Source organism: Streptomyces sp. Je 1-4 4N24, from assembly GCF_026239515.1.
Lineage (GTDB): Bacteria > Actinomycetota > Actinomycetes > Streptomycetales > Streptomycetaceae > Streptomyces > Streptomyces nigrescens.
In genome coordinates this window covers 6,858,240-6,881,014 of sequence record NZ_CP110836.1, presented here as the reverse complement: position 1 = coordinate 6,881,014, position 22,775 = coordinate 6,858,240, and the positions used below count along the sequence as shown (strand labels likewise).

Below are 22,775 nucleotides of genomic sequence, written 5' to 3'. Positions count from 1 at the left end.
CCGCCGGGCCGCCTCCCATGAAGGGCAGCGTCATGTCCCGTCAGATCGCTCTGCTCCGCGGCATCAACGTCGGCGGCCACAACTCCTTCCCCAAGGCGAAGCAGCGGGAGCTGGCCGAGTCACTGGGCTTCGAGGACGTCTCGGTCCTGCTGCAGACCGGCAATATCGTCTTCGCCGACCCGGGTACACCGCCGGAGGAGACGGCCCGGGTGATCCATGACCGGATCGCCGCGGACCTGGGCCTGACGGTGCCGGTCCTCGTCCGGACCGGTGACGAGCTGGCCGCCGCCGTCGCCGCGAATCCGTTTCCGCAGGCCGTGCCGGAGCCCAAGAGCCTCCATGTCACGTTCCTGTCGGCGGTGCCGGCCGACACCTCCCGGCTGGACGCGCTCGACCCGGCCGCGTTCGCGCCCGATCAGTACCGGCTGATCGGGCGCGAACTGTATCTGTGGTGCCCCGGCGGCATCGGTCGCTCCAAGCTCGCCGACGCGGTGAGCCGCGCCCCCCTCGGGGTCACGGCCACCGCCCGTAACTGGAACACCGTCACCAAGCTGCTGGCCCTGGCGACCGCCTGACTCCTCGTCAGCGCATTCGTCAGCGCCAGCCGTAGCGCTCGCGCAGCCGGTTGACGACCAGGTTGAAACGGCCCCGGTCCAGAGCGCAGGCCTCCCGGCGCATCCCGGCCGGGTGCACCCGCAGCACCCGGTCCACGGCCACCCATGAGTCGCGCCCCGCGCGGTCCCATGGGCCGGCCCCTATCGGGACCCACTCCCGGTCGTTGTTGTGCCGCTTACTGGACAGCTGCACGGCCAGCAGCGTGCCGCCCGCCTCCCGGGCGACGACCAGCACCGGACGGTCCTTGCCCCGGCCGTCGTTCTCCTCGAAGGGCACCCAGGTCCACACGATCTCGCCGGGGTCCGGGTCGCCGTCGTAGTCGGGCGCATAGGTCATGGTCACGGTGCCGACCGAGCGCGGCCGGGCCTCCACGGTGGCGGTGGGCCCCTGGCTGCCGGGCAGCGCGGCGGGCTCGTCGGATGCAGGGAATGAAGTGGTCACAGGGCCACGCTAACCGCCGTCGCACACGCGGCGGTCAGCGGTCCGCCCCGGCGTCTCCACGGTCGATTGTCAGTGGTCGGCCGTACGGTTTTTTGCAGCGGGGGACGGCCGTCGGGGCCGCCCGGGGAGGGGAGCGTTATGTCCGAGGCCACGACGTATCTGGAGCTGTCGCAGGAGGGCGGCGGCGCCCACAAGTTCTACGAGGTGACGGTCCGGGACACGGTCGTCTCGGTGCGCTACGGCCGCATCGGTGCCGACGGCCAGCAGCAGAACTCGACGTTCCCCACCCGGGAGAAGGCGCAGGCCGCGGCGGCCAGGAAGATCGGCGAGAAGGTCCGCAAGGGCTATGCGCCGGCGGTCTTGGGGCAGCGCGCCGCCCGGCCGGTGACACGACGCCAGGTCTCCTCCGCGCCGTCGACGGCGCGCGCGGTCGCACCGGTGCTGTGGCGTTTCCGTACGGGCGCGGCGGCGTTCGGGATCCACATCGCGGAGGACCGCTGCTGGGTCGGAAACCAGAACGGTGACGTCTACACCCTCGGCCACGACGGCGAGGTGCTGGCGCGCTATCAGCTCCCCGACGGCGTCAAGTGCCTGGTGGCGGACGACTTCTGGATCTATGCGGGCTGCGACGACGGCACGGTCTACGACCTCTCCTCGAAGCTCCCCTTCGCCGCCTACGGCATCGCCCCCGATGTCGACATCTTCTGGCTGGACATCCGCGAAGGCATCCTCAACGTCGCCGACCGCGACGGCGGTCTGACGGTGATCGACCACGAGGACGAGTACCAGTGGTCGCGGCGCAGCGCGGGCCGGCACGCCTGGATGGTGCGACGGGACGAGCACGCCGTCTACCACGGCCATCACCGCGGTGTGACCGCCTACCGCGCCGACGGCAGTGGGGAGTTGTGGCACACCCCGACCAAGGGCGCGGTGCTGTTCGGCTGGCAGGAGGACCACTCGGTGTACGCCGGTACCGACCGGCGGGTCGTCCAGCGGCTCAGGAAGGACAGCGGCGCGCTGGAAGCCACCTACCAGTGCGACACGGTCGTCTACTCCTGTGCGACGGCCCCGGGCGGCCGCTATGTCTTCGCCGGTGACTCGGCCTCCTCGGTGTACTGCTTCGCCGCCGACGGCACCCGTCTGTGGAAGCTGGGCACCGGCGGCGGATCGGCGCTGTCGATGCAGTATCTGGACGAGAAGCTGTACATGGTCACCACCGACGGGTCCCTGGTGTGTGTGGACGCGAGTGACGCGGCCGTCGCCGCCGCCCGGTCGGGCACGGTCCCGGTGGCCCGGGATGTGAAGTCGGCCGCCGCGCTGCCCACGTACACCCCGTCGGCCAGGGTGCGCACGGTGGCGTCCGCCGCCGCGTCGGAGATCGTGGTGGAGTGCGTCCAGGAGGGCGGCCGACTGCGGGTCCATGTCGTCTCCGACGGCTATGAGCCGTCCTGGAACGTGCAGTTCCCGCGCCATATACGCCGGGCCGGGGCGCGGTATGTCGTCGATGACCTGGCGGCGTCGTCGGGCGGCTTCTACCGCGTCCGGGGCGAGATCCGGCAGCTCGTCTGAGGCCGGGCCCTCGGGCGGCAACGGACGCCCGGGCCGGGACGGACGCTGCGACCGGGCCGGGCGCTCAGAGCGGTCCGCTCCAGGCCGGCCGGCGGGGGTCGTCGGCCCGTACGACGAGATCCGCCGCCTCCTCGGGCCGGGTCTCCGCCTCGTAGCGCGCGAAGGCGGGCAGCGTCCAGCGCTCGCCCTCCGGGGTGCGGCGGGCGAGCGCGGCCGGCGACAGCTTCAGGTGGACGGAGAGATCGAAGGGAAACCAGTGACCGAGCAGCAGGGGACCGTGCAGCAGCAGGACGCCGCCGAGCGGCAGCTGCACGTACGCGCTGCGGGTCGCCCGGTCCGCCACCGGGTCCCACAGATCCGGGAGCACCCGTCCGGTGCCGCCCGGCTCCAGCGGCTGGAACACCTCGCGCCACAGCGCCTGCCGGTCGAACCACTCGTCGTGGTAGGCGTCGGGGTCCTCGCGGCCGTATTCGAGCCGCAGCGAGGCGGGGCGCAGAAAGCCGAAGGTGCCGGCCTTGTGCACCGCCCGGCCCCGCAGCCGCAGCGCCTCGGCGAGCCGGGCGGCCAGATCACCGGGCGAGGCGGCGGGAGCTCCGTCGAGGGCCACCCGCAGCCAGGGGCTCCCGTCCTTCGCCGGCATCGCGGCAAGGCGCTCGGCGAGCGCGTCGGTGAGCCGTTCCCAGGTGATCGCTTCGAGCCGCACCCCGCCATTCTGCACGGCCGCCCGGGGGCCGCCCCGACCGGCTTCCTGAGCGGGCGGCCGGCCGGGGGCCGCGTGTCAGGCCTGGTCCGCGGCCGGCCGGGCCGCCCCGTGGCGGCTGAGTTCGGCCGCCGCCTCCTTCGTCGCCTCGATGACGCCGTCGGAGGCCACCGGCATCACCGACTTGAGCTTGAGGAGCAGGACCGCTCCCATGATGGAGCCGTCCCACATGATCGGCGCCGCGCAGGAGTTCCAGCCTGCCATGCACTCCTCGTACCCGAGCGCGTAGCCGAGGTCGCGCACCTCCGCGAGGGACTCCACGAGCGCGTCGTTGTCGCGGAAGACACCGGGTCCCGCCTGGTCGGGTACGGGCTCGGCCAGCACCCGCTGCTGGAGCACCTCCGGCAGGTAGGCGAGGATCGTCCGCCCGGAGGCGCCGGTGCGCAGGGAACGCGTCACGGACAGCACATCGCGCGGCGTCATTCCCAGCTCCGCGAGGTCGGAGTCGCCGACCGCCATGTCGACGCACTGCCGTTGGGCGCCGGAGAACGGCGCCACCATGTAGAGGAACGCCAGCCCGCTGTCGGTGGCCTCCCGCAGTTCGCTGAGCACCGTCTGCGAGATCCCGCCGTCGAGCCGGTGGTCGAGGGCGGTGAAGGCGAGCTGCGCGGCCGAGGTCCGCAGCCGGTAGAGGCCGCGGTCCACCCGCTCGAAGATGCGCTGGTAGATACCGGACTGCAGGATGCGGTAGACGACGGAGTCGTCCAGGCCGGTGAACTCGGCGATCTCCCCGGGACCATGGGCGGATCCGCCCAGCTCGGCGAAGGCCGTCTGCACGAGGAAGACCCGCTCGGCATGGCCGGATCCCGACGCCCGGGAGCCCGCGGCCGACGCGCCCTTGAGTGTCTGGCGCGCCTTCTTGGAGTGGCCCGCGGTACGCGGCGCCACGCCGGTGGCGGGCGCGTCGGCCGAGGCCGGCGATCCCGTGGCTGTGGTGCTGTGACCCATCGTGTGCTCTCTCCCCTGGCAGTGATCCGCGCCCGAAGGCGCGCGGCATGTGCGGTACGGGCCGCCCCCTTTGCCCGCTGCTCCCTATGGACGGCCAAGGACTGTGCCCCCACCCCCCTTGTGCCCGTCCGGCCCCCCGGGCCACCCGCATTATCGGGTGACGTCCAGCGCCAGCTTCCCCGTCCCGGTACGGGCGGCCAGGTCGTGGTGCGCCCGCGCCGCCTCCCCGAGCCCGTACACGGCGCCGGTCAGCGGCTTGAGGGTGCCCTCCGCGACCGCGTCGAACAGCGCCCGCATGGACGTCGGCAGCGCCGTACGGTCCGCGTAGAGCTGCGGCAGCCAGAAGCCCGAGACGGTGATGCTCCGCTCCATCAGCTCCCGGGTGGGCACGCTCGCCAGCTCGCCGCCGGCGAACCCGTACACCGCGAGCCGGCCACGCGGCGCGACGGCGGCGAGGGTCCGCTCGAAGGTGACTCCACCGGTCATCTCCAGCGCCGCCGCCACGGGGCCGCCCGCCGCCTCCAGGATGCGCTCCGTCAGGTCCTCGGCGGTCGAGTCGACCACCGCGTGGGCGCCCAGTTCCCCGGCCAGTTCGCGCTTTTCCGGGGAGCCCGCGAGAGCGATGACCTTGGCGCCGGCGCGCGCGGCGAGCTGGACGGCCAGCGAACCGACGCCGCCCGCCGCGGCCGGTACGACAACGGTCTCGCCCTCCGTGAGGCGCAGCGAGGTGAACAGCAGATGCCAGGCGCTGTTGCCCTGCAGCGCCAGTGCGACGGCCTGTTCGTCGCTGATGGCGTCGGGGACGTCCCAGGTGACGCGGCGGTGAAGCAGCGTCCGTTCCGCGTATCCGCCGCCGCGGCACAGTCCGACGACGCGCCGCCCGCCGTCCACCGTCCCCACGACCTCGTTCCCGGGTACGTACGGCAGCTCGACGGGCGCAAGATAGGAGTCCCCCCGTACGTGCACATCCGCGTAGTTGATGCCGGCCAGGGCCACATCGACCAGCGAGTGGCCGCCGCGCGGTGCCGGCTCGGGCACGTCCTCGAGCCGCAGCACGTCCGGGCCGCCGAATTCTCGCATCACAATCGCGCGCACGACTCTCCCTCGGGTTCTCCAGTGCGGTGCCCGCACAGGGTAGGCACGGCAGCTCCATGGCCGTGGGTACCCGATCATTTCGCGCCAACCATGCGCCGCTCCGGGCGCCACCGTCCCTCTCCTGAGGGGGATTTCCCGCCCGTTTTCTCGCGTCGCGAGAAAGCGTCACGGCGGTTTCCGCCCATTGCGCCGTTTTGCTGTGGATCTACCCATGGGTATCCCGGGGGTGGCTACCTCGTGCCTCTCGCTCAAACCCGGCTGTCGGAAGTGATCGCCGCCGCCTACGATCCCGAAATGTGTCCGCCGTTGACCAGATGTGACGGCCGCGTCCCCCGGGGCGGAGCACGCTCCGCGAGGCAGTTGTGCCCGCCCGCCGCACCCGGTGATACGGGCGGGTGGCGGTGGAGGACGTGGCTGTGCGCAGGGCGGGGCGGGCACGGCCTGAGGGGGAATCATGATGGGGAAATCGGGGGGCGGCAGGCCGGCGTTCGCGCCGGCCTGCCGGGACCCACAACGGGCACAGCCGCTTGCACCGGCGGCGCTGCGCTTTCTGCGGACCGCTTCCGCGTCCCTGCCGTCCTCGTTGGCGGCTTCCTTCACGGCCTCCTTCACGGCCGCCACCGACGCCGTCATCGCCGCCGCTCGCCGCCGTTCCCGACCGTATGCGGCACCGCCCTTCCTGGACGTGTCCCGCTCCCGCCGGGGAACGGCCCGCCGCCGAGAAAGGGACTGCCCATGAACGCGTCGAGCACCTCGAGCAACAACGGGCTCGAGTTCACCCACCCTTACCTCGCCGTGGTGCTCGGCGGCGGCTTCACGGGCATGCTCGCCGCCGCGGCACTGTCCGGACACGCCGATGTCATCGTCGTCGAGCGGGACCGGCTGCCGCGGACCCCCGCCCGCCCCACGGACCTCCCGCAGGCCCGGCACGCGCATCTGCTGACGGCGGACGGCGCCCGGCTGATCGACACCCTGCTGCCCGGAAGTGCCGCGCGCTGGCCGGCCGAGGGAGCCCGCCTGCTGCCGTTACCGGCGGAGTTCACCGGCCGCGCCCCGAAGGGCCGGCCGGGCCGCCGGGCGCCTTCGCGGTATCTGCTCGCCTGCTCCCGCGATCTGCTCGACCACGTCATCCGCCGGCAGGTGCCGGCCCTCCCCGGGGTGACCGTCCTCGACGGAACCGAAGCGACGGAGCTGACCGGCACCGCGGAACACATCACCGGGGTGCGCGTCCGGGACACCACCAGCGGCGCCACCCACCTTCTGGATGCCGACCTCGTCGTCGACGCCACCGGCCGGCACTCCACCACCCGGGAGTGGCTGACCGCGCTGGGGCTGCCCTCCGCCCACGAGGACGTCGTGGACTCCGGGATCGTCTCGGCGACCCGTATCTTCCGCGCCCCCGAGGGCGCGGAGAACTGCCCGGTGCTCACCGCCCGTTCGGGGCTCGGCGGCCCGTCCCCCTCTCCTGGTGCACCGCACCGCCCGGTTCCCGGGAGGACGGCGACGCTGGTGCCGATCGAAGGCGGACGATGGCTGGTCACACTCACCGGCACCGGGGAGGACCGGCCCTCCGAACACGCGGACCGGTTCGTGGCGTTCGCCCGCCGCACGGGCCACTCCGTCATCGGTGACCTCATCGGCGCCGCCGAGCCGCTGAGCGAGGTACGGCTGACCCGCGACACCTCGGACCGGCGGCGGCGCTATGAGCAACTGTCCTCCTGGCCGACGGGGTTCATCGCCCTGGGCGGCGCCGTGGTCTCGCTCGCCCACGACTGCGGTCAGGGCCTGTCCCTCGCCGCCCACGGTGCCGCCGCGCTGCGCGGGGCACTGCGCCGGCACGGAATGGACGAGCCGTCACTCGCCCGGAAGGTGCAGCGGACCATCGGGCGCCTCGTCCAGGAACCGTGGTCGGTGGCCACCGGCGAACTGCTCCCCTCCCCCACGACCGGCCGGGGCGTCCGCGGCTCCTATGTCGACGTCCTCGCACCTGCCGCCCCCACGGCTCCGTTCCTGCGCCCCGCTGCCGCATTCGGTCTGCTCCGGGGGAAGGCTCGGATCCGTCTCGCGGCCGGCAGTGCAACGGGCCGGCAGGCGTCGCCCGGGCCGGTCCCGGCACCGCTGACGGCGGCGCCCGGGAACCCGGCGGCCGCCGGTCCGCATCCTCCGGCAGCGGCCGGTGCCGCCGCGACCCGGTCGGTGAGGCCCACCGCCGCGCTCTCGGCCGCACCGCCCGCGCCGGGGCAGCCCCCGGCCCCGCCCCACCACTCCGGCGCCGCGCCCACCCCCAGACGCCTCCCCCGCCCGCTCAGCTTCGGGCCGACGGCGCTCCGCCGGATCAGCGGGGCGACCCGACGCAAACCGGCCGACGACTGAGGGCATGACCGCGGGCCCCGCCCGTACGGTGGCCGCCCTCGCTCCTCGGCGGCACGCACAGCACGGCCGCGGGTCGGCCCCTGACGCGCGGCTGCCGCCGAGGACGTCCACCGGAACCACCGCCCTCGCCGCGGCCGTGGGCCAGCCTCTCGGTCAACGGGTCACGCCCCGCCGGTCGTTGTGGCCTCCTGGGATGCTGCCGGGACCCCCAGGAGGCGGTGGGCGAGGGCGAGCGGCGCCCGGTGGTCACGGGTGGGGGCGGGTGCCGTGGCGCGGTGGGCGGGGAGCCGTTCGACGGTCGTGGTGCCGGTGTCGGATTCCAGGGCCGGTGCGTAGCCCGCGGAGCGCAGCGCGTCCAGGGTGGCGGCCGGCGGCCGGGCGCTGACCAGGACGGTCGGGGCGATGGCGCGCAGGCCGAGGTCGTGCAGGGCGCGGTGGGCGGCGAGTTCCTTGACGAGGGCTTCGTCGTCGGAGCGGATACAGCAGGCGGCGGGCAGGACGCGCATCCGGCCGTGGGCGCGGGCGGCGTCCCGGACGAGGTAGCCGAGCGGCTGCGGCAGGGCGCCGGTCGCCGAGGCTCGGGTGAGGTCCTCCAGGAGGGTGTCGGCGGTGTGGCCGGTGTCCAGTGCGCGGCGTACGGAGTGCGGCGTGAAGCGCCAGGTCACGGCGTGGCCCTCGGATTCGCGGTCGGCCGCGGAGGCGAGCAGTGCGGCGAGCCCGGCGGCGGGGCGGCCGGGTACGACAGCCGTCAGATCGGCCTGGAAATGGGCCTGTTCGAGGAGCGGCGGCAGCAGATCGGCGAGCGGCCGGTCCAGCGACTGCGGGTCGGTGAGCAGTGCGCGGCCGAGCGGGGTGAGGGTGCCGTGGGCGGCCAGGCCCAGGTAGGCGGCTTCGTGGAGGGTGTGGGCGGCGCGTTCCCCGGCCATCGGCTGGTGGGTGACGGCGAGGGGGCGGTGCCAGTCCGCTGCCCGGAGGAGTTCCGTCCAGGGGGTCTGGCCGCCGGTGTCGTCTTCCAGGGGTTCGGTGAACGGCAGTGGCGGGAGGGGGGCTCCCGCGCCGTCGGGGACGGTGGCCAGGGCGGCGAGGAGGGCGTGCCGGAGGGCGGGCGCGTGCCGGTCGTGGCCGCGGACCAGTGCGGTCGGGGTCTCGCCGAACGGGGTGTGGGTGGGGATGTCCCACAGCCCTGACCAGGCGGCCAGGACGGGGGCGAGGCGGGCGCCGGGCGGGCGGGCGAGCCAGTCGTCGTAGGCGCCGGTGGGCAGCGCGGTGATGCCGGACGGGGTGCGGGTCAGCGCGATCAGGTCGGCGGCGAGCGCCAGGTCGAGGAGGAGGCGGGTGTGCGGTTCGGTGGCGCCGGCGGCCTTGGCCAGCCGTTTGATCTCCCGTACGGCCAGCCCGCCCGACTTGCGCAGCGCGGCGGGCTGCGTCGCCAGGGCGGCCAGCAGGCGGTCCAGGGTGGCGGCGAGGGTCGCCGCGGCGGCCCTCGATTCGTCGTGCGGCGAGGTCGGCGGGACGGATGCGGCGGGCGTCGCGGGGCCGTCGGGGCCATCCGGGGCGGGCCTCGGGGCGTCGGCGAGGAACGGACCGGGGTCGTGGGCGGCCAGGAGTTGCGGGGTGCGCGGCGGGACGACGATCGCCCCGTCCTCCGTCGGCGCGGCGAGTCCGTCGTCGTAGAGGGCGCTCAGGGCGGTTTCGGCGGCGGTGCGGGTGCGGCCCGGGGCGGTGGCGCCGAGGGCGGCGAGGACGTCCTCGGGCGGGACCGGTTCGGTGGCCAGGTGGGCGAAGGACAGCCGGTGCGCCATCAGGGACTGGTAGTCGGCGCCCGGGGCGGGGGCGGCGGGGCCGGGGGCGGCACGCCGTGCGCGCTCCTGGCTGATGCGGGCGGTGGCGGTGAGCACCTGGAGCCGGGGGTGGTCGAGGTGCAGTATCAGTTGGTGGAGGGTCTCGTAGGACCACAAGGCGCTTGCCAGGCCGCGGAGTTCGGTGGGGGCGGGCCGGCGGGCGAGCGGCTCGGCATGGCGGGTGAGGAGTGCGGCGAGCTGTTCGGGGGTGCGCTGGGCGAGGGACCGGGTGAGTGCGTCGAGACCTTCCACGGCGTTGAGGTTAGTCATCGCGCGAGCAGGGCGGTGAGGGCGCCCACGGGGTCGGGGTCGGCCGGGCCGGTGGGCCACCAGTCCTCGGTGCCGGGCTCGGATTCGTACGGGTACCAGCGGTGGTCACGGCCGAAGCGGAGCTGGATGCCGCGGCCGGGGTCGGTGAGGTGGTTGTGGCGCGGGCGCAGGGACGGGAGGTCCGCGGCGAGGAGGGCGCTGCGGGCCCGGTCGAAGTCGCCGGCCGGGGGGTTCCAGGTGGTGTCGAGGAGGGCGAGGCCTTCGGGTCCGCCCTGCCGCCAGGCGGCGACGGAGCGGGCCACGTCCGTGGTCGTACGGCCGGTCGCCGCGGCGAGGTCGCGGTAGAGGGCCCGGGTGGTGGAGGTCAGGCCGGCGGTGGGGTGGGCGGTGGCCGTCAGTCGGATGGCGTCCTCCCATGGGGGCAGCGACGGGAACGGGCTGTGGACGGCCGGGCGCCCGCCGCCGGGGCCCGGGGATCCGGCGGCGGACACGCAGGCGTGGGCGCGGGCGGCGGCGTCGGCCGCCAGGAATTCGAGGGCGGCGGGGTCGAAGGGCAGGCCGTCGCCGTCCGGCAGGGCCGGCGGGCGACCGGGCTGTGGGGGTGCCGGCAGCGGCGGCGGGAGCGGCGGGCGGGGGCGGTCGGCGAGCGCCACTCTGGCCAGGACACCGTGACCGGTGGACGTCCCCGGGGCCGCACGCTCGCCGGGGGCCACCTCAACGGCTGGCCCGCAGGCGGCAGTTGGCGTCGCCTCGCGGGCCTCGGGCCCCGGGCCGGGCAGGGGCGGCGGGGTGGCGGCGACGGGGTGGACACGGGCTTCACGGGCGGTGAGGGCGGCGTTGCGGCGGGAGAGTTCGTCGAGGAGTTCGCGTTCACCGCGGCCGCGCATCAGCAGCAGGACGAACGGGTCCGCGTCCAGGAGGCGGGCGACCTGGAAGCAGAGTGCGGCGGCGTGCTTGCAGGGCCTGCCGTTGTCGGGGCACGAGCACCGGGGGACGAGGTCGCCCGGCCCGGGGAGCAGGCGTGTCTCGCCGTCGGCCAGCGCCCGGGGCAGTTTCTTGGCCAGCAGCGCGGTCAGGTGGTCGGGCTCCGCGGCGATGGTGTCCAGGAGGCCGTCCCACTCCTGGTCACTGAGGGTCCGGAGGCGGATGTCGGCGCTGTAGGGCCGTGGTCTGCTGCCGCGTACGGTGGCGACGATGCGGCCCGGGGTGATGTTGATGGTGTCGACATGGCCGTCGCGGGCGTAGGTCCGGCCGCGAGCGAGCCGGGCGCTGTCCAGGGCGGTGGTCTCCAGTGCGTCCAGCCAGGCGCTGCCCCACCAGGATTCGGCGAACAGCCCCCGGGCACCGGTACGGACCGGCAGGGGCGGGAAGGTACGGGAGCGGTCCGCGCGGGCTAGCCGGTCCGCGGCGACGCGCCCGGAGGTGCGGCGAGGGTTCATCCGGGCCTCCTGAGGGAGACGAGGTCGGCCAGTTCGGCATCGGAGAGCTCGGTGAGCGCGGTCTCGCCGCCGGAGAGCACCGCGTCGGCGAGCGCCCGTTTGGCGCTGAGGAGTTGGGCGATGTTGTCCTCGACCGTGCCCTCGGCGATCAGCCGGTGGACCTGGACGGGCTGGGTCTGGCCGATGCGGTAGGCGCGGTCGGTGGCCTGCTCCTCCACGGCCGGATTCCACCAGCGGTCGTAGTGGATCACATGTCCCGCGCGGGTCAGATTCAGGCCGGTGCCCGCCGCCTTCAGGGACAGCAGGAAGACCGGGGCGTGCCCCGACTGGAAGCGGTCGACCATCTTCTCCCGTTCGGCGACGGGGGTGCCGCCGTGCAGGAGCTGCGCCGGGATACCGCGGGTGGCCAGATGCCGTTCGAGCAGCCGCGCCATCCCCACGTACTGGGTGAAGACCAAGGTGGCGCCGCCCTCGGCGAGGATGGTGTCCAGGAGTTCGTCGAGGAGTTCGAGCTTCCCGGAGCGGGCGGCGAGACCGGGTGCGGCCTCCTTGAGGTACTGCGCGGGGTGGTTGCAGATCTGCTTGAGGGCGGTGAGCAGCTTCATGACCAGGCCGCGGCGGGCGATGCCCTCGGCGGTCTCGATCCGGGTGAGGGTCTCACGGACGACGGCCTGGTAGAGCGCGGCCTGCTCGCGCCCCAGTGCCACCGGGTGGTCCGTCTCGGTCTTGGGCGGCAGTTCGGGCGCGATCCCCGGGTCGGACTTCTTACGGCGCAGGATGAACGGGCGCACCAGCCTGGCCAGCCGCTCGGCCGCCGCCGGGTCCTCACCGCCCTCGACCTCACGGGCATGCAGGGCACGGAACGTCTTGAGGGACCCGAGCAGCCCGGGGGTCGTCCAGTCGAGGAGGGCCCACAACTCGGAGAGGTTGTTCTCCACGGGCGTGCCGGTGAGGGCGATCCGCGCGGGGGCTTTGATGCTGCGCAGTGCCTTGGCCGTCGAGGAGCGCGGGTTCTTCACGTGCTGGGCCTCATCGGCGACGACCCAGGCCCATGACCGCCCGGCCAGTTGGGCGGCGCTGCTGCGCATCGTCCCGTAGGTCGTCAGCACGAAGCCGCCTTCCAGGCCGTCGAGGCTGCGGCCGGCGCCGTGGAAGCGGCGTACGGGTGTGCCGGGGGCGAAGCGCTCGATCTCGCGCTGCCAGTTGCCCAGCAGGGAGGCCGGGCAGACGACGAGGACCGGTGCGCTCGGCCGCCGGTGCAGGTGGAGCGCGATGACGGTGATGGTCTTGCCCAGGCCCATGTCGTCGGCGAGGCATCCGCCGAGACCGAGGGAGGTCATGGTGTCGAGCCAGGCCATGCCCCGTAGTTGGTAGTCACGGAGGGTTGTCCTCAGTCCGGGCGGCTGGGGCAGGGGGCGTGCCTCGGCGGTGAGGCGGCCGCGCAGTGCGGCGAGGGTGCCCTGGGGCACCACCTCGACCTCCTCGCCGTCCACGTCGGCGGTGCCGTTGAGCGTCGCGGCGAGGGCATCGGCCGGCTCCAGATAGCCCAGCTCGCGTTTACGGGCCTTGCGGACGAGCCCCGGGTCGACCAGGACCCACTGGTCACGCAGCCGGACGACGGGGCGGTGCGCCTCGGCGAGGGCGTCCATTTCCGCCTCGGTCAGCGGCACCCCGTCCATCGCCATCTGCCAGCGGAACTGCAGCAGTTCACGGGTGTCGAAGAAGCCGAAGCCGTCCGCGGCCGAGCCCGGCGCCGGGCGCAGCACCGCGGCCGCGGTCAGGCCGCGGGCGAGCTCCTTGGGCCAGTGGACGGCCACTCCCGCGGCACCCAAACGTGGCGCGGCCTCCCCCAGCAGTTCGTACAACTCGTCCTCGCCGAGCGGCAGTACGTCGGGGACCGGCCGCTCCAGGAGGCGGCCGAGCGGGGCCCAGATGCGGGCGGCGCGGCGCAGGGCGAGGAGGGTGTCGACACGGGAGCGCGGCCCGAAGTGGTCGGGGCCTTCGCCTTCCCACAGGTCGCGGGCGTCGGCGACCAGGGTGGGGTCGGTGAGGCTGTGCACCTGGAGGACGGCGGCCGCCGCGCTGCGCTCTTCGGTACCGCCCGCCCCGCTCTCCTCCGCCGCGTCGAAGAGCTTGTGCGGGGCGAGGTCGAGGCGCAGGGAGAGCCGTACGCCCGCGTCGACACCGGCCGCGACCTCGGCGGCCCATTCCCGGGCGCCGGGAAGGTGTTGGGGCGCGCTCGCGGCGTACGGGGCACCGGCGACCATCCCGGCGGCGGGGGTGCGGGGCAGCGCATCGACGACCGCGTCCACATAGAGCCGCACCAGGACGGTGGGGTCGGTCACCTGAAGGGGGCGGCTGCCGGGGATCGGTACGGCGTAGGCGTCGCCGGGCATGGCGGCGGCGATGGCCCGGAGGTGCGCGATGTCCTCGGGGTCGAGCGGGCCTGCGCGCCAGGCGTCGGTGTCCTCAAGGGTCAGCCCGGGCAGCAGCCTGCCCCGGGCGGCGAGGTGCAGCGCATGAAGGGTGGCCGCGCCCCAGCAGGCGGCGGCCGGGTGAGCCGTCGGGTCGTGCCGGGCACGGACCAGCGTGGGGACGGCCGCGGCCATCGGGAGCAGAAGGGCTGGGACCGTACGGCTGCGGGCGCCGTTCCCATGGCGTCGGGCGACGGTCAGCCGTCCCGGCTCGGCGGCCCGGTCCTTGTCAGACGCCCCTTCGCCTCCCCCGGTGGCGAGATCCGGGAGCGGGCCGCCGTCCGGGCGCCAGAAAGCGATCCTCCCGGCACGTGCCGGCCGGGCGGGCAGGAAGACCGCGGCACAGCCGGTCAGAGCGGCCTCGCCGGCCCCGCCGCCCTCCCCCACCCCTTCGGGCATGGCCGTGGCCGGGCCGTCCGACGGCCAGGTCTCCCCTGCCGCCGCCTCCCACCGCCTTGCCATGCCATCCCCTACCGCTTGGTCGTTTCGCCCCGGTCCCGACATCCGCCGAACCTGCCGCGCCCGTCCTGCTCCTACGCCCCCGACCTGCGAGTCTACGGTCGTACCCACTGCGTCTCCTGCGCCCCTCTCCCGCGTCTGCGCCTCCCTCCGAGGGCGCCGGGCAATCCATCACCGGCCCCTCCCGGCCCTCGGCGCCGCCCCCGCCGCCATACCCTCCCCACGCCATGGCGGAGAGAGCGAACACACCCCCCGCCTGCTGCCGCCGGTCGTCCCGCAGCAGCCGCACAGCCCGGCCCACCGACAATCTCCCGACCGCCGCTGCCTGAGTCCGATGGAAGCAGACAGCACTGACAACGCCTCCCACCTGCGCCTTTCGCGCACCGGGCAGAGTTATCCACAGGTCGCGACAATCTCCTCGCCCGCACCCCGAAATCCGCTACGGTGAGCGACATCATCACTCTCAGTGATCGTCCAGTCGACATTGGTGAGGAGCTCTCATGCACACACCCACGCACGAACAAGCCGCCGCGACGGAGGCCTTTCCGACCGGCGCCCATCTCGTGATCCAGGCCGGCGCCGGGACCGGCAAGACGACGACCCTCGCCCTGCTCGCCCGCACCGCGCGGCGGCAGGGCAGGCGGGGCCGGTATCTCGCCTTCAACAAGGCGGTCGCGCGCCACGCCGCCCGGGCCTTCCCCACCGAGGTGGCCTGCGGCACCGCCCATGCCCTCGCCTACACCTCCGTGGGCAGGGCCTACCAGGCGCGGATGCACGCCCCGCGGCAGGCGGGCTGGCGCACGGGCGCGGCCCTGGGCATCGACGAGGAGATGTCCGTACGCCTCGGCGCGCGCAAGGTCACCAACAGGGCTCTCTCCCACACGGCCCTGCGCACCGTCACCCGCTTCTGCCAGTCGGCCGACAAGGAGATCGCACCGCACCATGTCCCGCCCCTGCGCGGAGCCGAATCCGAGCCGCTGCAGGCGCAGCTCACCGAGCTCACCCTCCCCTACGCACGCAAGGCCTGGGCCGACCTGCAGCACCCCGGTCACGGCGTGGTCCGCTTCGAGCACGACCACTACCTCAAGATGTGGGCACTGCGCGAACCCGTCATCCCGGCGGACTTCCTGCTCCTTGACGAGGCACAGGACACCAACCCCGTGGTCGAGCAGGTCTTCACGGCCCAGCGCGACCACGCTCAGCTGGTGCTGGTCGGAGACTCCGCCCAGGCCATCTACGGCTGGCGCGGTGCACGCGACGTCATGACCGGTTTCGACGGCAGACAGCTCAGCCTCTCCCGCTCGTTCCGCTTCGGGCCGCCGCTCGCGGCCGAGGCCAACCGCTGGCTCACGATCATCGGCGCACCGATCCGGCTCACGGGTTCGCCCGGTCTGGAGACGGTGTTGGGCACGGCCCGTGCGCCGGACGTGATCCTGTGCCGGACCAATGTGGGGGCGATGGTGGAGGTGATACGGCAGCTCGACGCGGGCCGCCGGGTCGCGCTGGCGGGCGGCGGCGGGACGCTCAGCGCCCTTGCCCGCGCCGCACACGACCTCGAGTCCGGGCGCCGTACGGCCCACCCCGAGCTGATGCTCTTCGAGACCTGGGGAGAACTGCGCGAGTACGCGGAATTCGACCCGGCCGGACGGGACCTGCTGCCCCTGGTGGAGCTCGTCGACGAGCACGGCACGGAGGCCTTGCTGTGCGCTCTGGACCGGCTCTCCCCCGAGGACTCCGCCGAGGTGACGGTGTCCACGGCCCATCGCGCCAAGGGCCGGGAGTGGGCGCGCGTGCGCATCGCGGACGATTTCACCGGCCCCGATGATCTCGACGAGCGCGACGAGGACGGAGCCCCGGTCCCCGGTCCGATCGACCTCGACGAGGCGCGCTTGGCCTACGTCGCCGTGACCCGCGCCCGGTCACTGCTCGACCTCGGCGGGCTCTCATGGATCAACAGCCACCCCGCCGGCGACCCACGCACCCTCGCGCAGAAACCCGTGGAGGAAGGGGTCAAAGGTGTGGAAAGAGGTGCCAGGGACAGGTGACTGGCTGTTCGATCGGGAGGATCCTGGAGGTGGGAGATGGGTTCCGATGCGTACAGGAAATGAGCCCCTTCAGGCACGCAGCCCGCTGAAAATCCGCTGCGGGCTGGCGCTGTGGGGGGTGCTGTGCACGATCGCCGGAGCCGTGGCTTTCGTCGATGCCGGCAGGCCGGAATGGGCTGCCGCGTGTGCCGCACTGGCGATGGTGGCGGCCACGGACCTGGTCATGGTGATCCGCCACATCCGCCAGGGACCGCACTACCAGCCGGGCAAGGACATACCCCCCTACGCCCCTGACCGAGGCCGGAACGACGCGTTCGGCATACGCAACGGCACGGGCGGCCGGAGACGGGACACCAGGCCATAGGGCTGCGGCGTAGCGGGCCGGGTGGCTCGTACCGCGTATCGGCCTGATGACGCTCGGTCGGGCTCGGAGCGAGGCGAGGGGCCCGGAAGGATTCCACTCGACCACACGCCAGGGCAGGGCCAGCCGGGCGCCCATACCCACGCCGTCGTTGGCTGGTCACGCTCCCAGCAGGGAGGCGGGTGGCGCGGGATCGGGGCTGCCGGTCGCCGATTCCCGGGGCGTAGGGCCGAAGCGGGACTGCCGCGTCACCGCTTCCGCGGGCGGAATCGAGGCTGCCAGGTCGCCACTTCCAGGGACGCGGGGACGCACATTGGACACGGGCCGTCTCGGGAAGGCGGCACGGGCCTAGCCACTGCGGCGCTTGGCGTCATGCCCCCGGTGGTGTGCACAACGCACACTGAAGGGAGGGACATTCACCCGGAACGGCCGCGGCGCGGCTACTCCGGATCGCGGTTCGGGGGGCCGGGGTCACGTTCGCCGTCGCCGTCACCATCGGCGGTGTCACGTGCGAAGCGGGCGGCTTCGATGAACTCCGGGCTCGGCTCGAGAGCCGCGGCAAGTCGGAAGTGGCGCAGCGCCTCCTCGGACCGGCCGGCGCGTTCCAAGGTGCGGCCGAGCGCGAAATGCGCGAAGGCGTTGTCCGGTTCCCGTTCCAGCACGATCTGGAACTCAAGTTCCGCAGGACGCAGTTGAGCGGCGAGAAAGAAGGCACGGGCGCGCAACAGTCGGGCCGCGGTGTTCTCCGGGTGCGCTGTGATGACCGAGTCCAGCAGCCGGATCGCACCACGCGGGTCGCGGGCCGCCAACAGCTGCTCCGCGGCGCGGAAGTCGATGACATGCGTCTCGGGGCTGCTCTCGGGCACGACCTTCTCCTCTCCGTCGCCGTCGGGACATCCATCAGCTCGGGACATCCATCAGCTGCGGACCGTACGGCGTTGCCTGCGGCACAACAATCCCATCGGTCCCGGCATTCCCCCGCCGGCACAGCCTCAACCGGCCCTACCGGCGCGCCCTCGTGAGACTCTCACCTGCGGCTCTCACCACGTGCCAGAGGGGACACCGGGGGACGAAACCGTCGTACTGCGGGCCCGTGGTGCCGTACGAGCCGTCCGGCGGCTTCTTCGGGGACGCGGCCCGGGAGCCGGCGTACACGGCGGGGGCGGCGGCCGCACCAGCACCTCCTCCGCTGCCAGCGCTGTGGCAGCGCGACGCGTGGCGCCACGGCGTGCCAGGAGAAGGCGACGGGATACGTCAGGGAACAGACCAGAGGGATGGTGCAGGCACGGGGAGGCGGTGGTGGCGGCGGGGGGGGCGGGGGCGGGAGGGACGGTAGTGGAGGAGGCGGGGGGCGGGAGGGGCGGGGAGGGAGGAGGGAGGGGCGGGGAGGGGCCCCAGAGGCAGGTTGCCTCACCCCCCGCCCGCTACAGGCTGATGTGGTACGCCTTGCGCAGCGTCTCGTGGACGGTCCACCGCGTGCGGTCGCCCTCGCGAAGGACACAGGCGTCGCCGGGGCCGACCTCCAGCACCGGGCCGCCCTCGACCTCGATGGTGGCGCGTCCGCTGACGACCACGAACAGCTCATTGGCCTCGGTGTCCGTCACCACCCCCGGAGTGATCTGCCAGATTCCCCGGATCTGTTGGCCGGCGGGGGCCTCCCACAGCACCTTGCCCGTCACCACTGGTTCGCCGGAGACGATCTGGGAGGGGTCCAGGGGTTCCGGCTCCAGATCGTCGTCCGCGATACCGGGGATGTTGACCACGAACGAGGCCGGCGCCGCGTCCCCGGCGGAGGGGGAATCGGCGGCGGAGGTGGAGCCGGACTCCGCGGCGAGGGCGGGCTCGATGTCAGGGGTGTTGGCGTCAACGCCGGAAGCAGCAGCAGTCATGGCGGCGAGGGTATCGTCCGGCCTCAGGCGGTCCGCAGCCGCTCCCATACTGCGCGGACCTGGGGTTCCAGCGCCTCCAGCGGTCCGTCGTTGTCGATGACCAGATCCGCGATCGCCAGCCGCTGTTCGCGGGTCGCCTGGGCCGCCATCCGGGACTTCGCCTCGTCCTCCGTCATGCCGCGCAGCCGTACCAAGCGGTCCAGCTGGGTCTGGGGTGCGGCATCGACGACCACCACCAGGTCGTACAGCGGTGCCAGCCCGTTCTCCGTCAGCAGCGGGACGTCGTGCACCACCACCGCGTCCGGGCCTGCCGATGCTTCGAGTTCGGCCGACCGTGCCCCGACCAGCGGATGCACGATCGCGTTCAGCGCCTTGAGCCTCTCCGGGTCGGAGAACACGATCCCGCCCAGCTTCGGCCGGTCCAGCGTGCCGTCCGGCGCGAGTACGTCGTCGCCGAACTCCTGGGCCACTGCCGCCAGTCCGGGCGTACCCGGCTCGACGACCTCGCGTGCGATCTTGTCCGCGTCCACGATCACCGCGCCGTACGACGCCAGCAAACGCGAAACCTCGCTCTTGCCCGCGCCGATTCCGCCGGTCAGCCCCACCTTCACCATGGGCCCACGCTATACGCTGCGCCCGGACGGCAGGAGGCTCTGGCCGGTTCAGGCTCCGCCCGCACCCCCGTCGCGCGCCCGCGCCGCCGTTCACCCGCCCACGCCGCCGTCGCCCGCCCGCGCGGCCGTCACCCGCCCGCGCCGCCCTCGCCCTCCCGCTCTGCCAGGAAGCGCTCGAAGTCCCTGCCGATCTCGTCGGCCGACGGCAGTTCCACCGGCTCGGCCACCAGATTGCCCCGGCTCTCCGCCCCGGCCACCGCGTCGTACTGATGCTCCAGCCCGCTGACCAGCGCGACCAGCTCCTCGTCCCCCTCCGAGATCTGCCGCTCGATCTCCTCCTGCGTCCGCAGCGCCTCCGTACGCAGCGAATGCGCGGCGCCCGGAAGCACCAGACCGGTCGCGGCCGTCACGGCCTCCAGAGCGGTCAGGGCGGCGTCCGGGTACGCGGACCGGGCGATGTAGTGCGGTACGTGCGCCGCCACCCCCAGGACATCGTGTCCCGCCTCCGCCAGCCGGAATTCGATCAGCGCTTCCGCACTGCCGGGCACCTGCGCCTGATCGAAGAAGCCGCCGTGGCCGGGCATCAGATCGGTGCGGTTGCCGTGCGGGGTGATGCCTACGGGGCGGGTGTGCGGGACGCCCATGGGGATGCCGTGGAAGTTCACCGAGAGGCGCACGCCGAGCCGCTCCACGATCTCCTTCACGGCGCCCGCGAAGCGCTCCCACTCGACGTCCGGTTCGGGTCCGGACAGCAGCAGGAACGGCGCATCGGTGGTGTCCCGTACGAGCCGCAGCTCGATGCTCGGGGTCTCGTAGGCGGTCCAGCGGCTGCGCTCGAAGGTGAGCAGGGGGCGGCGGGCGCGGTAGTCGACGAGGCGGTCGTGGTCGAAGCGGGCCACGACCTCGTTCGGCAGGCCGTCCAGCAGCCGTTCCACGATCTGGTCGCCGGTCTCGCCGGCGTCGATGTACCCGTCGAAGTGGTACAGCAGCACCAGTCCGGCGGAGTCCCTGGAGGCAAGCGCCTCGACCTCCGCGAGCCCGCTCGGCTCCCATTCGTACAAACCCTGGGGATCCAACACAGTGACTGCTCCTCCTCGTTCTCATGAGCGGCAACACACGACCCGGCGCAGTCATTCCCGACCACGGAGATGACCCGCCCTCCCGTGCACACCGCCCAGCCCCACACCAGAGCCAGTCCCCCACCGCACCGGTCCCACACACCGAACCCCGCCCCGCCCGTCCGAAACCGGCCGCATCCGGCCCACATGACCGAGTCCGCCATGCCGCATCCCCCCGACGCCGCATCCCCACGGGAGCCCCAAGAGCCTTCGCCCACGACGAGCACCGCCGCCTCGATCTGCCGACCGCCCTGACCCGGGCTCACCCCTCCCCCACATCCAGCGGCAGCAACTCCGAAATCCCCTGCAAAGAAGCCGCGTTCCCCCTCAGCCCCCAACCCCCAACCCCCAAGCCGTCACGCACTCCAGCGGCGGCCGCCCATCCCCGGCACTCGCCGCCACCAAGCCGGGACGCCACGCGGCCACGAGCCAGCCCAACCGCGTCGCCGCCGCCCCAGGCACGCAGGCCGCCCCCGAGGCGCCGCACACCCCGATGCCCCGGCCGTCCGGTACCCTGCCCCCGAACACGACGAAGGCCCGCTCCCCCTTGGGGGAACGGGCCTTCGCCTATCGGCTAGTGCCTATCGGCGAGAGCTCAGCTCTGGCCGCCGGCCAGCTTCTCGCGGAGCGCGGCGAGCGCCTCGTCCGACGCCAGGGCGCCGGAGTTGTCCGCCGACTCCGAGGAGTACGAGCCGCCGCCACCGGCGTTGCCGCCGCCGGCCTGGCCGCCACCCTGCGCCGCCGGTGCCGCAGCACCCTCGGCCGCAGCCTGCTCGTCGGCCTCGCGGGACTTGATGACCTGAGCCTGGTGCTGCTCGAAGCGCTGCTGCGCCTCGGCGTACTGGTTCTCCCACGCCTCGCGCTGGGCCTCGTAGCCCTCGAGCCAGTCGTTGGTCTCCGGGTCGAAGCCCTCGGGGTAGATGTAGTTGCCCTGGTCGTCGTAGGACGCGGCCATGCCGTACAGGGTCGGGTCGAACTCGACCGCCGACGGGTCGGCACCGAAGGACTCGTTGGCCTGCTTCAGCGAGAGGCTGATGCGACGACGCTCGAGGTCGATGTCGATGACCTTGACGAAGATCTCGTCGTTGACCTGGACGACCTGCTCCGGGATCTCCACGTGGCGCTCGGCCAGCTCGGAGATGTGGACCAGGCCCTCGATGCCCTCGTCGACGCGCACGAACGCACCGAAGGGAACGAGCTTGGTGACCTTACCCGGGACGACCTGACCGATCTGGTGGGTCCGGGCGAACTGCTGCCACGGGTCTTCCTGGGTCGCCTTGAGCGACAGGGACACGCGCTCGCGGTCCATGTCGACGTCCAGGACCTCGACCGTGACCTCCTGGCCGACCTCGACGACCTCGGACGGGTGGTCGATGTGCTTCCAGGACAGCTCGGAGACGTGGACGAGACCGTCGACGCCGCCCAGGTCCACGAAGGCACCGAAGTTGACGATGGAGGAGACGACGCCGGAGCGCACCTGGCCCTTCTGGAGGGTGGTGAGGAAGGTCTGGCGAACCTCGCTCTGGGTCTGCTCCAGCCAGGCACGGCGGGACAGGACCACGTTGTTGCGGTTCTTGTCCAGCTCGATGATCTTGGCCTCGAGCTCCTTGCCCACGTAGGGCTGAAGGTCGCGGACGCGGCGCATCTCGACCAGGGAGGCCGGGAGGAAGCCACGGAGGCCGATGTCGAGGATGAGACCACCCTTGACGACCTCGATGACGGTACCGGTGACGATCCCGTCCTCTTCCTTGATCTTCTCGATGGTGCCCCAGGCGCGCTCGTACTGGGCACGCTTCTTCGAGAGGATCAGGCGGCCTTCCTTGTCCTCCTTCTGGAGGACCAGGGCCTCGATCTCGTCACCGACGGCAACGACCTCATTGGGGTCGACGTCGTGCTTGATCGAGAGCTCGCGGCTCGGGATGACGCCTTCGGTCTTGTAACCGATGTCGAGCAGGACCTCGTCCCGGTCGACCTTCACGATGACGCCGTCGACGATGTCGCCGTCGTTGAAGTACTTGATCGTCTCGTCGATCGCGGCGAGGAAAGCTTCCTCGTTACCGATGTCGTTGACCGCAACCTGCGGGGTGGTGGCGGTGGTCTCGGTGCTGCTCGTCATGTGGGAAAGGGCTCCGGTACGGACATTGAAGTCGTAGGTACTGCTACGCCGAGAGCCCGTATCGCCTCTGCATAAGCCGGACAGTGTGAAAGGCGAATCTTGGGGAAGCCCGCAAATGCAGAGCATCCGGAACGACCCGAAACGCCTCAAAACCGAGGGGACATACATACAGATGCGAGCGCGGCCTGCTCCGTCTGAGGCGCGCAAGCCCGCAGCGCAACTTGTAGCATACGGGGGCAGCCGGACCCGGTCAATGCGCGAACGCGCACACCCGGGGCAGAACGCCCCATAACCGGCACACGCGATGTTCCGCGAGGTCGAACGGCCTCACAGTCCCTGCAGCGACAA

Annotated in this window: 17 protein-coding genes; 5 read left to right on the top strand and 12 right to left on the bottom strand. The window is 72.9% G+C overall.

From position 1 onward, the window contains the following. Positions 1-32 precede the first annotated feature (32 nt). Positions 33-575 carry a DUF1697 domain-containing protein gene (locus SLV14N_RS29975; protein WP_208685146.1) on the top strand — a complete coding sequence of 181 codons (543 nt, stop codon included), beginning with the start codon at positions 33-35 and terminating at the stop codon, positions 573-575. Between the two features lie 19 nt (positions 576-594). Here SLV14N_RS29975 and SLV14N_RS29970 read toward each other — a convergent pair whose 3' ends face one another. Then, a complete protein-coding gene (locus SLV14N_RS29970; RefSeq protein ID WP_208685144.1) occupies positions 595-1,056 on the bottom strand; it encodes a type II toxin-antitoxin system PemK/MazF family toxin in 462 nt (153 codons plus the stop codon). A gap of 138 nt (positions 1,057-1,194) precedes the next feature. Between SLV14N_RS29970 and SLV14N_RS29965 the strand changes: the two genes are divergently transcribed. Beyond that, complete coding sequence (locus SLV14N_RS29965; RefSeq protein ID WP_208685142.1) at positions 1,195-2,625, top strand: WGR domain-containing protein; 1,431 nt, start codon at positions 1,195-1,197, stop codon at positions 2,623-2,625. 64 nt (positions 2,626-2,689) lie between these two features. On the opposite strand, the gene SLV14N_RS29960 is transcribed toward SLV14N_RS29965, so the two are convergent. From SLV14N_RS29960 to SLV14N_RS29950, 3 genes are all read right to left on the bottom strand, one after another. Beyond that, complete coding sequence (locus SLV14N_RS29960) at positions 2,690-3,328, bottom strand: uridine kinase (RefSeq protein WP_208685140.1); 639 nt, start codon at positions 3,326-3,328, stop codon at positions 2,690-2,692. A 75-nt stretch (positions 3,329-3,403) separates the two neighbouring features. Further along, complete coding sequence (locus SLV14N_RS29955; RefSeq protein WP_208685138.1) at positions 3,404-4,333, bottom strand: IclR family transcriptional regulator C-terminal domain-containing protein; 930 nt, start codon at positions 4,331-4,333, stop codon at positions 3,404-3,406. Positions 4,334-4,483: 150 nt separating this feature from the next. Next, positions 4,484-5,428 (bottom strand): zinc-binding dehydrogenase, encoded by a 945-nt coding sequence (locus SLV14N_RS29950; RefSeq protein ID WP_208685135.1) that lies wholly within the window; start codon positions 5,426-5,428, stop codon positions 4,484-4,486. Between the two features lie 735 nt (positions 5,429-6,163). Between SLV14N_RS29950 and SLV14N_RS29945 the strand changes: the two genes are divergently transcribed. After that, complete coding sequence (locus SLV14N_RS29945; protein ID WP_263271790.1) at positions 6,164-7,801, top strand: FAD-dependent monooxygenase; 1,638 nt, start codon at positions 6,164-6,166, stop codon at positions 7,799-7,801. A gap of 161 nt (positions 7,802-7,962) precedes the next feature. Here the strand turns inward: SLV14N_RS29945 and SLV14N_RS29940 are convergent, their stop codons facing one another. The 3 genes from SLV14N_RS29940 to SLV14N_RS29930 are packed head-to-tail and all read right to left on the bottom strand — an operon-like array spanning position 7,963 to position 14,224. Then, positions 7,963-9,894, bottom strand: a complete 1,932-nt coding sequence (locus SLV14N_RS29940; RefSeq protein ID WP_263271789.1) for a helicase-associated domain-containing protein — start codon at positions 9,892-9,894, stop codon at positions 7,963-7,965. Positions 9,895-9,908: 14 nt separating this feature from the next. Continuing rightward, positions 9,909-11,351 (bottom strand): SWIM zinc finger family protein, encoded by a 1,443-nt coding sequence (locus tag SLV14N_RS29935; RefSeq protein WP_263271788.1) that lies wholly within the window; start codon positions 11,349-11,351, stop codon positions 9,909-9,911. Then, positions 11,348-14,224 carry a DEAD/DEAH box helicase gene (locus tag SLV14N_RS29930; RefSeq protein WP_263273325.1) on the bottom strand — a complete coding sequence of 959 codons (2,877 nt, stop codon included), beginning with the start codon at positions 14,222-14,224 and terminating at the stop codon, positions 11,348-11,350. Before SLV14N_RS29930 ends, SLV14N_RS29935 begins: the two co-directional genes overlap by 4 nt. 560 nt (positions 14,225-14,784) lie before the next feature. On the opposite strand from SLV14N_RS29930, the gene SLV14N_RS29925 reads away from it, so the two are divergent. Then, complete coding sequence (locus tag SLV14N_RS29925; RefSeq protein ID WP_263271787.1) at positions 14,785-16,329, top strand: UvrD-helicase domain-containing protein; 1,545 nt, start codon at positions 14,785-14,787, stop codon at positions 16,327-16,329. A 46-nt stretch (positions 16,330-16,375) separates the two neighbouring features. After that, positions 16,376-16,693 (top strand): DUF6343 family protein, encoded by a 318-nt coding sequence (locus tag SLV14N_RS29920; RefSeq protein ID WP_208685127.1) that lies wholly within the window; start codon positions 16,376-16,378, stop codon positions 16,691-16,693. A gap of 437 nt (positions 16,694-17,130) precedes the next feature. On the opposite strand, the gene SLV14N_RS29915 is transcribed toward SLV14N_RS29920, so the two are convergent. The 5 genes from SLV14N_RS29915 to rpsA form a co-directional block, all read right to left on the bottom strand. Next, positions 17,131-17,556: a tetratricopeptide repeat protein gene (locus SLV14N_RS29915; RefSeq protein ID WP_208685125.1), complete on the bottom strand. Its 426-nt coding sequence runs from the start codon at positions 17,554-17,556 to the stop codon at positions 17,131-17,133. 558 nt (positions 17,557-18,114) lie between these two features. Then, a complete protein-coding gene (locus SLV14N_RS29910) occupies positions 18,115-18,579 on the bottom strand; it encodes a cupin domain-containing protein (RefSeq protein ID WP_259670559.1) in 465 nt (154 codons plus the stop codon). Between the two features lie 23 nt (positions 18,580-18,602). Next, positions 18,603-19,193: a dephospho-CoA kinase gene (gene coaE, locus SLV14N_RS29905; RefSeq protein WP_208685123.1), complete on the bottom strand. Its 591-nt coding sequence runs from the start codon at positions 19,191-19,193 to the stop codon at positions 18,603-18,605. A gap of 128 nt (positions 19,194-19,321) precedes the next feature. Further along, positions 19,322-20,272, bottom strand: a complete 951-nt coding sequence (locus tag SLV14N_RS29900; RefSeq protein WP_208685121.1) for a PAC2 family protein — start codon at positions 20,270-20,272, stop codon at positions 19,322-19,324. Positions 20,273-20,906: 634 nt separating this feature from the next. After that, entirely contained in the window at positions 20,907-22,427 is a 1,521-nt protein-coding gene (rpsA, locus tag SLV14N_RS29895) for a 30S ribosomal protein S1 (protein ID WP_018090357.1), read from the bottom strand. Positions 22,428-22,775 lie beyond the last annotated feature (348 nt).

Excerpts from the sequence above, each read along its gene's own strand:
- coaE (WP_208685123.1), bottom strand. The coding sequence starts at position 19,193 with ATGGTGAAGGTGGGGCTGACCGGCGGAATCGGCGCGGGCAAGAGCGAG.
- SLV14N_RS29935 (WP_263271788.1), bottom strand. The coding sequence starts at position 11,351 with ATGAACCCTCGCCGCACCTCCGGGCGCGTCGCCGCGGACCGGCTAGCC.
- SLV14N_RS29955 (WP_208685138.1), bottom strand. The coding sequence starts at position 4,333 with ATGGGTCACAGCACCACAGCCACGGGATCGCCGGCCTCGGCCGACGCG.
- SLV14N_RS29910 (WP_259670559.1), bottom strand. The coding sequence starts at position 18,579 with ATGACTGCTGCTGCTTCCGGCGTTGACGCCAACACCCCTGACATCGAG.
- SLV14N_RS29930 (WP_263273325.1), bottom strand. The coding sequence starts at position 14,224 with ATGCCCGAAGGGGTGGGGGAGGGCGGCGGGGCCGGCGAGGCCGCTCTG.
- rpsA (WP_018090357.1), bottom strand. The coding sequence starts at position 22,427 with ATGACGAGCAGCACCGAGACCACCGCCACCACCCCGCAGGTTGCGGTC.
- SLV14N_RS29945 (WP_263271790.1), top strand. The coding sequence starts at position 6,164 with ATGAACGCGTCGAGCACCTCGAGCAACAACGGGCTCGAGTTCACCCAC.
- SLV14N_RS29965 (WP_208685142.1), top strand. The coding sequence starts at position 1,195 with ATGTCCGAGGCCACGACGTATCTGGAGCTGTCGCAGGAGGGCGGCGGC.
- SLV14N_RS29925 (WP_263271787.1), top strand. The coding sequence starts at position 14,785 with ATGCACACACCCACGCACGAACAAGCCGCCGCGACGGAGGCCTTTCCG.
- SLV14N_RS29975 (WP_208685146.1), top strand. The coding sequence starts at position 33 with ATGTCCCGTCAGATCGCTCTGCTCCGCGGCATCAACGTCGGCGGCCAC.
- SLV14N_RS29920 (WP_208685127.1), top strand. The coding sequence starts at position 16,376 with ATGCGTACAGGAAATGAGCCCCTTCAGGCACGCAGCCCGCTGAAAATC.